The sequence below is a fragment of the Candidatus Pantoea communis genome (assembly GCF_011752685.1).
GTDB lineage: Bacteria > Pseudomonadota > Gammaproteobacteria > Enterobacterales > Enterobacteriaceae > Pantoea > Pantoea communis.
This window is the reverse complement of sequence record NZ_VWXC01000027.1, coordinates 59,335-70,363: the sequence shown is the minus strand read 5'-3', so window position 1 is coordinate 70,363 and position 11,029 is coordinate 59,335. Positions and strand designations below refer to the sequence as shown.

The following is an 11,029-nucleotide window of genomic DNA, read 5'->3' as shown; positions in this document are numbered from 1 at the left end:
CAGAGATGGTCAGACTGCCGGGACGACGGGAGCGCTCGTTCCCAAGGGTGGTGAAAGAGAGACCCTATAAATATCCGACAGCAAGAAGAAAAAATGCCAGTCAGGCTTAACTGACTGGCATTAGGCCTGATAGCCGGGATTTTCTTTTTTTCGTCATGACCAGCCGAAGCGTTACCAGCCGAGCGCCTCACCGACCAACAGATAGAGATTCAATGCCACCACCAGCACCACTATCAGGCGTCCGGCGTTCTGCATCAGCCGCGAATTGACCATCTCATCGCCCATCAACTCGCGGTTGCCGGTAAAGGCCAACAGCGGGATCAATGCCAGTGCGATACCGAAACTCAACAGTACCTGGCTCATCACCAGAATGCGCGTTGGATCCCATCCGGCCCAGATCACGATAAAGGAAGGCAGCATGGTGATGGTGCGACGTAGCCACAGCGGAATATGGAAGCGAATAAAGCCCTGCATCACGACTTGTCCCGCCAGTGTTCCCACCACGGTAGAAGACAAGCCTGCCGCCACCAGACTTAATCCAAACACAATGGCTGCTGCGCGGCCCAACAAAGGTTGCAGCGTCAAATACGCCTGGTCGAGATCCACAATGCTGGTGTGCCCGCTGAAGTGGAAAGCTGCCGCCGCAGTCGCCATCATCGCCAGATTGACAAAGCCGGCAATGGTCATGGCAATCGCCACATCGAGTTTAGTGGACGAGTAGCGATCCGCTTTGCTGCCAATGTTACCGTGTTGCGTCAGTGCCGAGTGCAGGTAAATCACATGCGGCATGATGGTGGCACCCAGCACACCGGCAGCGAGGAACACGGCGTCAGAGGTGGGCAGCGAAGGCAACGCCATACCGGTGACCAATTCACTCACTTTCGGCTGCGAGAAAAACAGCTCAACAATATAGGCAGCGGCGACAAACAGCAGCAGGCCGCCAATCACCAACTCCAGCGGCTTCTGCCCCCGGCTTTGCAGCATCAAAATCAGGTAGGTGGCGACACCGGTGAGCACGGCGCCTTGCAGTAGCGAAATCCCCAGCAATAATTTAAAGCCGAGTGCCGCACCGATAAATTCCGCGAGGTCAGTGGCCATGGCGATGATTTCCGCCTGCACCCAATAGAACCACACTGCCGGGCGTGGAAAGCGATCGCGGATATGCTCGGCAAGGTTTTTACCGGTGGCGATGCCAAGTTTGGCTGACATCAGCTGAATCAGCATCGCCATCACATTGGCCCAGACCACCACCCACAGCAGTTTGTAGCCGTAGGCCGCACCCGCCTGAATATTGGTGGCAAAGTTACCGGGATCGATATAACCAATTGCCGCGATGAAGGCAGGGCCAAGCAGCGCGAGCTTGATTTTTCTGGCTCCGCGAGCGGCGCGCTCAGCAGTGCGACTTTCTGACATAGTGTGGACCCTGTCCTAACGCTTGTTGACCCATGCAGCTTAACGGGCGCTCAAGGCAAGTGAAATTTGATTATAGTTATCGTAATAATAGATGGTGCTATGAAGTATAGCCATTGCTATACCTTGCGGTAAAGCCAGTTCTTGCCAAAATGTTTGCAACAGGAATCACTCTACTCCCGGGTTATTTTATAGACAATGTTTTTGTGGATATTTCTTGTGAAGGCTTTGTGAAGAGGTTGTGAGCGGTGAGACTATTCTTAGAAATTTGTCGATACCGAATACTTATAATGTGGTTTTGATCTCGTTTTTAAGTAACGCGTTACATAGAATACGCAACAAAATACAACCCTCCTCAAATTTGGAGCCGACATGTCCCATATTTTGCACTTTCTTTTGGCATTAGTGGTGGTAGCCGTACTGGCCTTACTGGTCAGTCACGATCGTAAAAGCATCCGTATTCGTTACATCGTACAGCTTCTGGTGATCGAAGTTTTGCTGGCGTGGTTCTTCCTCAACTCTGAAGCGGGCCTCGGCTTCGTCAAAGGGTTTGCGGGTCTGTTTGATCATCTGCTGAAGTATGCTGCCGAAGGGACTAACTTCGTATTCGGCAACATGAACGACAAAGGCCTGGCGTTCTTCTTCCTGAATGTTCTGTGCCCGATCGTGTTTATCTCCGCGCTGATCGGTATTTTGCAGCATTTCCGTATCCTGCCTTGGGTGATCCGCGGCATCGGTACCGTGCTGTCAAAAGTCAACGGTATGGGCAAACTGGAATCCTTCAACGCCGTAAGCTCTCTGATTTTGGGACAGTCAGAAAACTTTATCGCGTATAAAGATATCCTTGGCAAAATGTCACAGCGTCGCATGTACACCATGGCTGCTACGGCAATGTCGACAGTTTCCATGTCCATCGTCGGCGCTTATATGACTATGCTGCAGCCGAAATATGTGGTGGCCGCGCTGGTATTGAACATGTTCAGCACCTTCATTGTGTTGTCACTGATCAACCCTTACCGCGTCGATAGCGAAGAAGATCTGCAGTTGCAGGATCTGCACAAAGGTCAGAGCTTCTTCGAGATGCTGGGCGAATATATCCTTGCCGGTTTCAAAGTGGCGATCATCGTTGCCGCCATGCTGATTGGTTTTATCGCCCTGATTTCTGGCCTGAATGCGCTGTTTGACCTGATCTTCGGCATCAGCTTCCAGGGTGTGCTGGGTTATGTATTCTACCCGTTTGCGTGGGTGATGGGCGTGCCGTCCAGTGAAGCGCTGCAGGTCGGCAGCATCATGGCAACCAAACTGGTTTCTAACGAATTCGTCGCAATGATGGATCTGCAGAAAATTGCCGGTCAGCTGTCACCGCACGCAGAAGGAATCCTGTCTGTGTTCCTCGTCTCCTTCGCTAACTTCTCCTCTATCGGGATTGTGGCGGGTGCGATTAAGGGCTTGAACGAAGAACAGGGTAACGTGGTTTCTCGCTTCGGCCTTAAACTGCTGTACGGCTCAACCCTGGTGAGCGTGCTTTCTGCCGCTATCGCCGGTCTGGTTCTGGCCTTCTGATGTTCAGGGCGAGCTGCGGCTCGCCCTTCTCTTCTTAATTATGCCTTTCTGTTCTATCTTGCATTTCCCCCCTTTTATCCCCGTCATTCGCCGCTTCCCCGCCTGACGCAAAACCTTTTCACAATATTGAATTTCCGTCCCGGTTGCCTGCGCCCGTAGCTTTTCTCCATAACGTCACATCTGGAGAATCGTATGAGCATTCAATTTCTTGGCATGATTGGCCACCGCCTGGCTTCAGAGATCATTCCCGCTAGCGGGCCGCTGTTCGATAAAGATTACATCGCGCGTTTCGCCCGCGCCCATGAAGAAGCCGGGTTCGACCGCATTCTGGTGGGCTATTGGTCCGATCAACCAGATGGTTTTCTGGTGACCGCACATGCTGCGGCACACACCTCAACACTGAAATTCCTGCTGGCACACCGTCCGGGCTTTGTCGCACCGACTCTGGCCGCACGCAAGCTGGCAACGTTGGATCAACTGACCGATGGTCGGCTGCCCGTGCATATCATCAGCGGCGGTAGCGATGTCGAGCAGCGTCGTGATGGTGACTTCCTGAATAAAGCCGAACGCTATGCGCGCAGCGATGAGTTTCTTGCCGTGCTAAAGCAGAGTCTGGAATCCAGCCAGCCTTATGATCACAAGGGACATTTTTACCAGGCTGAGCAGGCGTTTTCCGCCATCAAACCTGCGCAGAAAAAGCTGCCGATATACTTTGGTGGATCGTCTCAGGAAGCGATTGATGTCGCTGCGCGCCATGCCGATGTCTTTGCCCTGTGGGGCGAACCGCTGAAAGGTGCGGAAGAGACGGTGCGCAATGTACGAGCCGCTGCGGCTCAGCACGGGCGTGAAATTGATTTCAATATCTCGTTCCGTCCGATTATCGGTAAAACCGAGAAGGAAGCCTGGGAGCGGGCCGAACATATCCGTGAGCTGGCTGAAAAACAGTTACACGACACCGGCTTTGCGTTTGGCAAACCTAAACCACAAAGCGTCGGCGCACAGCGCCTGCTGGCTGCCGCCAATGAAGGCGATCGTCTGGACAAAGTGTTATGGACCGGCGTAGCGAAACTGGTACAGGGCGGCTACAACTCCACCGCACTGGTAGGCACCGCCGATCAGGTTTCCGATGCGCTGCTGGATTACTATCGCCTGGGTATTCACAGCGTGCTGATTCGCGGCTTCGATCCGCTGAATGATGCGGTGGAATATGGCGAGGAGCTGATTCCGCTGACGCGTGAGAAAGTCGCGGCGCTAAACGCCGCTAACAAAAGGAGCGCCTGATGCGGCTGGCAACTCTCTTTACAGGCGTTGCGCTGGCGCTCTCCACGCTCCATCCGCTGTTCGCTGCTGATAAAGTCACACTGCGCCTGGGCGATGTTAAAGGGGATCGTTTTGCCGCGTTAAAATCGTCAGGCGAACTCCACAACCTGTCTTACGGCCTGAAACTTACGGCTTTTGATCCCGCTTTGCCGGGAGATAAATCATGAGTGCCTATCAGCATCATCGTTTACGCGACTTTGTCGGTAACCTTGCCATCTTGCTCGACCAGAATCCCGATGAAGCCACTGTTTTGCAACAGGGCAGCGCCTGGCTGGGCGAGCTGATCCAACATGACGACTGGCTGGACGAGGCTTACTCTCAGCCGCATCCCGAACACTATCAACAATATCTGCTGTACGCCGATGCCCGGCAGCGCTTTTCAGTTGTGAGCTTCGTCTGGGGGCCTGGCCAGCAAACCCCGATTCACGACCATCGCGTATGGGGATTAATTGGCATGCTGCGCGGTGCGGAGATATCGCAATCCTGGCAGCCCGGGCCGAACGGCCTGCAGCCAGAAGGTGCGCCGATACGGCTTGATCCCGGCAACGTCGAAGCCGTCTCTCCCACCGTGGGGGATATTCATCGCGTCAGCAATGCCTATGACGATCGCGTGTCAATCAGCATCCACGTGTATGGCGCCAATATCGGCGCGGTAAAACGCGCGGTGTATCGCGAAGACGGCAGTGAAAAACAGTTTATCTCCGGTTACAGCAACCGTTACTTACCGAACATTTGGGATCTATCACATGAGTAAAACCGTTTTCCCTTTCCGCCAGGCTGCGGACATTCTTGAGGCTCTGCGTCAGCAGCAGGAAGTGGCGATTGTTGATGTGCGCGACGAAGCACTGTTTGCCACCGGCCATCCGCTGTTTGCGGTGAATATCCCGCTTTCCAAACTTGAACTGGAACTGTTAGATCGCATCCCGCAACTGACGACAGCTATCACGCTTTATGATAACGGCGAAGGACTGGCGCTGACGGCTGCGGAACGAATTGCAGCACTGGGTTACAGCAATATAGCGCTGTTAAAAGAGGATTTGGCCGGGTGGCAGGCTGCGGGCGGGGAGCTGTTTATTGACGTGAATTCACCGAGCAAAGCCTTTGGTGAACTGGTTGAACATCACAATCACACCCCTTCCCTGTCAGCTGATGAAGTGCACAGCTTAATCAACAGCGACGCCAATGTAGTGGTGCTGGATGCGCGCCGCTTTGATGAATACCAGACCATGAGCATTCCAGGCGCCACCAGCGTGCCGGGCGGTGAGCTGGTGTTGCGCGTGCGTGATCTCGCGCCATCACCGGAAACCACGGTGATTGTGAACTGTGCGGGCCGCACGCGCAGCATCATCGGCGCCCAGTCGCTGGTGAATGCCGGTATCCGTAATCCGGTGTTTGCGCTGCGCAACGGCACGATTGGCTGGACGCTGGCAGGACACGACCTGGATAAAGGTCAGTCGCACCGCTACGGTGAAACCAGCGAAACGGCACAGCGCCAGGCGGCGAGTAACGCACGAGGCATTGCCGATCGCGCAGGCGTAGAGCGTATCCCGCTGGCCACGCTCAAGCGCTGGCAGCAGGAACCGCGCACCACTTACCTTTTCGACGTGCGTGATGCAGACGAATATGCGTTGGGTCATCTGCCCGGCAGTCGTCATGTACCAGGCGGACAGCTGGTGCAGGAAACCGATCATTACGCCAGCGTGCGCGGTGCACGTATTGTGCTGATTGATGACGATGGCGTGCGTGCCAATATGACTGCATCCTGGCTGGCGCAGCTTGGCTGGCAGGTGTCAGTGCTGGAAGAGTTGCAGGCCAGTGATTTCACTGCCACCGGTGCCTGGAAAGCGCAGGTTCCTGCGGTTGCACAGCCAGAGTTTATTTCTCCGCAGCAACTGGCGGAGTGGCTGGAGGAAGGTCAGACCCAGGTACTGGACTTCACCACGCGCGCCAATCACCTCAACAGTCATATTCCGGGAGCAGGCTGGCTGCTGCGTTCAACGCTGCAAAAAGAGGGCAAAGCCATACTGCCTGCGGCACGACGTTATGTGCTGACCTGCGGCAGCAGCCTGTTGGCCGGATATGCGGTTGAACAGGTGGCGGAACTCACCGGCAAGCCAGTGTTTGTGCTGGAGGGTGGCAATGCGGCCTGGCGCGCAGCGCAGCTGCCCACCGAGCAGGGCGACCAGCAGTTGCTGTCTCCGGCGATTGATCGCTATCGCCGTCCGTATGAAGGCACCGATATCGCACCTGCTGTGATGCAGGCGTATCTGGATTGGGAATACGGTCTGGTGGCGCAGTTGGATCGTGATGGCACGCACGGCTTCCGCGTGTTGCCTGCACAAGAACAAGCCGCAACCGCTTAATTCTTAGTGCCATGAATTGCGCCGCGACCAGATTGTGCATAATTTCAGTGCACACTAAGCTCTGGCGGCACGATTTATGGCGCACTCTGATGCAGTGCTGAACGCTGAACGGAATAATCATCTCAGCGCGTGAGAAACTGCTGCGGTGCGATTCATTGCGCCCCTAATGAGAGGCTGGTGCTGAATGGGTGAGATCATCTCAGCGCACAGGAAGAAGCACGCGCGATTTACGGCGCATTTCGTCGAGATACTTGATATCAAAAGATGGGCGCATTTCAGAACGCTGGGAGTTGTCGTCACACGAATAATGACGCCATTCTGCATACGAAATGAGCAATTATAAATTCAGTCAGTGTTAGATTGTGATGCTATAGTTCAGGACGAACAGAGATTTGGTGGAGATAAGCGGGATCGAACCGCTGACCTCTTGCATGCCATGCAAGCGCTCTCCCAGCTGAGCTATACCCCCACATCTGGAAATCTTTTTCAGTGCATCGTTAAAAACGATTTGGTGGAGATAAGCGGGATCGAACCGCTGACCTCTTGCATGCCATGCAAGCGCTCTCCCAGCTGAGCTATACCCCCAGCACCGAAAAAAGTCGATTTAACTCGACGGACGGCATCATATGAAACCGCTCCCTGAGTGTCAACGCCAAATTCTCGTTCTGTGTTCAATCGCTGAAAAAGGCGGCAACGCCCTACCGTAATGGCTTTTTTTTCAGCACAACTGTGCAACCCGTTAACGTATTTTCGCATTTAACACCCTGCAACCGAGGTTAAATCAGGGTTAAAGATGTTAGGAATAATCTTGTGTTCGTTACGGGTAAGTGTAAAACTTAGCGCGCTAATTAACCGGTCAACCTTCCAGGGTATATCACTCTTTGATCGGCCAGCATTTTCCCCTTGTTCAATAAAAGAAAAGTGAAATATGTCGCTGCATACACCGAAAGAGATCGCCCAACTGGCGATTCAAGCGGGCGTGGCTAAAAGCCGTTTGCCTGTTTCCACCTTATTGATCCTTGGTTTTATGGCCGGTGCCTTTATTGCCACTGGTTTTCTGTTGGATCTGCATGTTATCAACCAACTGCCTGCTGAATGGGGCTCCTTTGGCGGCTTCCTCGGCGCGGCGGTGTTCCCGGTTGGCCTGATTCTAACCGTTCTGGCCGGTGGTGAACTGTTGACCGGCAACATGATGACCTTACCGATTGCGTGGTTCGCTCGCCGCATCAGTGGTTTAAGCGTGCTGCGCAACTGGTTCTGGGTCACCATTGCCAACTTTATTGGCAGCATCGCGGTCGCCTGGTTCTTTGGTCATATGCTCGGTATGACCGAAGGCGATTATCTGAAAAAGACCGTGGCAATTGCGCATGCCAAAGTGAATGCGGATTTCCTGCACGCCTTCATTTCCGGCATTGGTTGCAACTGGCTGGTGTGTCTGGCGGTGTGGTTAGCCTTCGCCAGTAAAGATATGGTCGGCAAAATCTTTGGCATGTGGTTCCCGGTGATGGCCTTCGTGGCAATTGGCTTCCAACACGTGGTGGCGAACATGTTTATTGTGCCCGCCGCGATTTTTGCCGGACAAATGAGCTGGGCAGACTTTGCGCCAAACGTGATTGCCGTCTTCCTCGGCAACGGCGTGGGCGGTGCAATATTTGTTGGTCTCACCTATTTCCTTGCTTTCCGTCCTGCACAAGCTGAAACCAGCGAAGCTTAATATCCGATTTATGCCTTTTGTCATGAGACAAGAGGCATTTTCCTGCCTGATTACTTTTCCCCGTTACGTTTTGTTGTAATATGTACAGCTAATGTATTTAACAGGGACAGCATCGTGAAAAAGGAATGGCTCACCCCCGAGGAGCTCGCGCTGGAAACGGGCTACAGTCGGCAAACGGTGAATAAATGGATCAAACGCGAAAACTGGACAACCACGCCCAAGCCCGGTGTACAGGGTGGTAAGGCGCGATTGATTCATATTGATGAGCGTGTAAAAAGCTTTGTTCAGTCTACCCGCCACGCGACCGAGCCGGCGGCCAATTACGGTGCTCAACAAAATACGTTACCTGCGTTATTAATTAATTCTGTCCAGCAAATGACAGCCGCTGAGCAAGATCAACTGGCCGCATTGTTGCTGCGCGAGGGGATAAGTGGTGTGCTGGAACGGCTAGGGATTAAAGAAGATTAAAAAAAGCCGGGCGCTCATGCTCCCGGCTTTTTTAATGCCCGCGATAAGTGAAGCGGCAACGTTACAGGCTGCCGCTAACTCAATTAAGCCTGGGCTTCACGCTCAGCAATGAAGGCCAGCGCTTTTTCGATACGGGCCACGCTGCGGCTGCGACCAATCGCTTCAACCGTCACATCCAGTGCCGGAGACTGGCCTGCACCGGTGACCGCCACGCGCAGTGGCATGCCCACTTTACCCATACCCAATTCCAGCGCATCAGCAGCACCCTGAATCGCGTTGTGCACATTCTCGGCATTCCACTCGCTGTCGCTCAGCGCAGCCAGTTTGTCACGCACCACTTCCAGTGGCTGGCGTGCAACAGGACGCAGATGTTTCTTCGCCGCGTCAGCATCAAAGGCTTCAAACTCTTCATAGAAGTAACGGCAGGAAGCCGCGATCTCGACCAGCGTTTTGCAACGCTCACCCAGCAGCGTCACCAGCTTCGCCAGTTCCGGACCGGTGCGGGTATCGATATTCTGTTGCTCGATGTGCCACTGCAGCTGCGTTGCCACGTATTCTGGCGGCAGCGTATTAATGTAGTGATGGTTCAGCCACTGCAGTTTTTCGGTGTTAAACGCACTGGCAGATTTACTCACGGCATCCAGAGTAAACAGCTCGGCCATCTCAGCCACGCTGAAAATTTCCTGGTCGCCATGTGACCAGCCCAGACGCACCAGATAGTTGAGCAGCGCTTCCGGCAGATAGCCGTCATCACGGTACTGCATCACACCGACTGCGCCATGGCGTTTCGACAGCTTCTTACTGTCATCACCCAGGATCATTGAGACGTGCGCGTAGGTTGGCACCTCTGCACCAATCGCTTTAAGAATGTTGATCTGGCGTGGCGTGTTGTTGATGTGGTCTTCACCACGGATCACGTGAGTGATGCCCATATCCCAGTCATCCACCACCACACAGAAGTTGTAGGTTGGTGAACCATCGGTGCGGCGGATGATCAGATCATCCAGCTCCTGATTGCTGAACTCAATTGGACCACGGATCTGGTCGTCAAAAATGACCGAACCTTCTTGCGGATTACGGAAACGCACCACGCAAGGCTCATCCGCCGCATGATGTTCATGGCTGTCACGGCAGCGGCCGTCATAGCGTGGCTTCTCGCCTTTCGCCATCTGCTCTTCACGCAGCGCTTCTAAACGCTCTTTAGAGCAATAGCATTTATAAGCAGTACCTGCTGCTACCATCTCATCGATGACCGCGTTGTAACGATCAAAGCGCTTCGTCTGATAGTACGGGCCTTCATCCCACTGCAGGTTTAGCCAGTTCATGCCATCCATGATGGCTTCAATGGCTTCCGGCGTTGAACGTTCCAGATCGGTATCTTCGATACGCAGAACGAATTCGCCCTTGTTGTGGCGAGCATAAAGCCAGGAATAAAGAGCAGTACGGGCACCGCCCACATGCAGGTAGCCCGTTGGGCTGGGTGCGAAGCGAGTTTTGATTTTCATTCAGCATTGCCTTAGATGCGCAGGTTTCTTTGTCTGGATGACAAAAAAACGGGTTAACGCGAAAAAACAGTGCGCATATTCTAGCAGGTGGGACGCTTTCCTCAATGACTCTCGCGGCGGCATCACAGATTGAAGTGCGTTTTTCTGCTAATAAAACCAGCACATTGGCTAAAAGCGCGGCATGCTGCCTAAATTTAAAGCGAACGCACATTTATGTTTTAAAAAGCGTTGACTCACTTCGAAGGATCCCTATAATGCGACTCCACACAGCGGGGGTGATTAGCTCAGTTGGTAGAGCATCTCCTTTACACGGAGGGGGTCGGCGGTTCGAGCCCGTCATCACCCACCACTCTAAAAGTGGCTCGCAGTGTACAAGAGTTTGAAGAGTAAGATATGGGCGATTAGCTCAGTTGGTAGAGCATCTCCTTTACACGGAGGGGGTCGGCGGTTCGAGCCCGTCATCGCCCACCATATCTTAGTCAGATGACACTCTTGTTAAGCAGTTCCGAAGTGGGCGATTAGCTCAGTTGGTAGAGCATCTCCTTTACACGGAGGGGGTCGGCGGTTCGAGCCCGTCATCGCCCACCACTTCGGGTCGTTAGCTCAGTTGGTAGAGCAGTTGACTTTTAATCAATTGGTCGCAGGTTCGAATCCTGCACGACCCACCAATGTAGAAAGGCGCCCTA

10 protein-coding genes and 6 tRNA genes are annotated in these 11,029 nt (G+C 53.7%); 12 read left to right on the top strand and 4 right to left on the bottom strand.

What is annotated here, in order from left to right:
• A partial coding sequence (locus tag F3J37_RS28220) for a hypothetical protein (protein ID WP_237449393.1) occupies positions 1-110 on the top strand: 110 nt, incomplete at its 5' end.
• A 61-nt stretch (positions 111-171) separates the two neighbouring features.
• Here F3J37_RS28220 and F3J37_RS25040 read toward each other — a convergent pair.
• Entirely contained in the window at positions 172-1,413 is a 1,242-nt protein-coding gene (locus F3J37_RS25040; protein ID WP_034825925.1) for an Nramp family divalent metal transporter, read from the bottom strand.
• 369 nt (positions 1,414-1,782) lie between these two features.
• Between F3J37_RS25040 and F3J37_RS25035 the strand changes: the two genes are divergently transcribed.
• The 5 genes from F3J37_RS25035 to F3J37_RS25015 all read left to right on the top strand — a co-directional run bounded on the left by F3J37_RS25035 (position 1,783) and on the right by F3J37_RS25015 (position 6,656).
• Positions 1,783-2,973 (top strand): NupC/NupG family nucleoside CNT transporter, encoded by a 1,191-nt coding sequence (locus F3J37_RS25035; protein WP_034825912.1) that lies wholly within the window; start codon positions 1,783-1,785, stop codon positions 2,971-2,973.
• 192 nt (positions 2,974-3,165) lie between these two features.
• Positions 3,166-4,254 (top strand): LLM class flavin-dependent oxidoreductase, encoded by a 1,089-nt coding sequence (locus tag F3J37_RS25030; RefSeq protein WP_166936405.1) that lies wholly within the window; start codon positions 3,166-3,168, stop codon positions 4,252-4,254.
• Entirely contained in the window at positions 4,254-4,460 is a 207-nt protein-coding gene (locus tag F3J37_RS25025; RefSeq protein ID WP_240154171.1) for a hypothetical protein, read from the top strand. The genes F3J37_RS25030 and F3J37_RS25025 overlap by 1 nt, the downstream gene beginning before the upstream one ends.
• Positions 4,457-5,047: a cysteine dioxygenase family protein gene (locus F3J37_RS25020; protein ID WP_097118550.1), complete on the top strand. Its 591-nt coding sequence runs from the start codon at positions 4,457-4,459 to the stop codon at positions 5,045-5,047. Before F3J37_RS25025 ends, F3J37_RS25020 begins: the two co-directional genes overlap by 4 nt.
• Positions 5,040-6,656, top strand: coding sequence for a rhodanese homology domain-containing protein (locus F3J37_RS25015; protein ID WP_166936403.1), 1,617 nt, complete (start codon positions 5,040-5,042; stop codon positions 6,654-6,656). Before F3J37_RS25020 ends, F3J37_RS25015 begins: the two co-directional genes overlap by 8 nt.
• 393 nt (positions 6,657-7,049) lie before the next feature.
• Here the strand turns inward: F3J37_RS25015 and F3J37_RS25010 are convergent.
• Both F3J37_RS25010 and F3J37_RS25005 read right to left on the bottom strand, forming a co-directional pair.
• Positions 7,050-7,125, bottom strand: a tRNA-Ala gene (locus F3J37_RS25010).
• 40 nt (positions 7,126-7,165) lie between these two features.
• Positions 7,166-7,241, bottom strand: a tRNA-Ala gene (locus F3J37_RS25005).
• Positions 7,242-7,584: 343 nt separating this feature from the next.
• Here F3J37_RS25005 and F3J37_RS25000 point away from each other — a divergent pair.
• Together F3J37_RS25000 and F3J37_RS24995 are read left to right on the top strand one after the other, a co-directional pair.
• The gene (locus F3J37_RS25000) at positions 7,585-8,370 is read left to right on the top strand and encodes a formate/nitrite transporter family protein (RefSeq protein WP_038645593.1); all 786 of its coding nucleotides are present in this window, start codon (positions 7,585-7,587) and stop codon (positions 8,368-8,370) included.
• A gap of 114 nt (positions 8,371-8,484) precedes the next feature.
• The gene (locus F3J37_RS24995; RefSeq protein ID WP_166936401.1) at positions 8,485-8,838 is read left to right on the top strand and encodes a YfeC-like transcriptional regulator; all 354 of its coding nucleotides are present in this window, start codon (positions 8,485-8,487) and stop codon (positions 8,836-8,838) included.
• Positions 8,839-8,921: 83 nt separating this feature from the next.
• Here F3J37_RS24995 and gltX read toward each other — a convergent pair whose 3' ends face one another.
• Positions 8,922-10,343 carry a glutamate--tRNA ligase gene (gltX, locus tag F3J37_RS24990; protein WP_058959062.1) on the bottom strand — a complete coding sequence of 474 codons (1,422 nt, stop codon included), beginning with the start codon at positions 10,341-10,343 and terminating at the stop codon, positions 8,922-8,924.
• A gap of 273 nt (positions 10,344-10,616) precedes the next feature.
• Between gltX and F3J37_RS24985 the strand changes: the two genes are divergently transcribed.
• The 4 genes from F3J37_RS24985 to F3J37_RS24970 all read left to right on the top strand — a co-directional run bounded on the left by F3J37_RS24985 (position 10,617) and on the right by F3J37_RS24970 (position 11,011).
• Positions 10,617-10,692: transfer RNA gene (locus tag F3J37_RS24985), tRNA-Val, on the top strand.
• Positions 10,693-10,738: 46 nt separating this feature from the next.
• Positions 10,739-10,814, top strand: a tRNA-Val gene (locus F3J37_RS24980).
• Positions 10,815-10,855: 41 nt separating this feature from the next.
• Positions 10,856-10,931, top strand: a tRNA-Val gene (locus tag F3J37_RS24975).
• 4 nt (positions 10,932-10,935) lie between these two features.
• A tRNA-Lys gene (locus F3J37_RS24970) sits at positions 10,936-11,011 on the top strand.
• Positions 11,012-11,029: the final 18 nt, after the last annotated feature.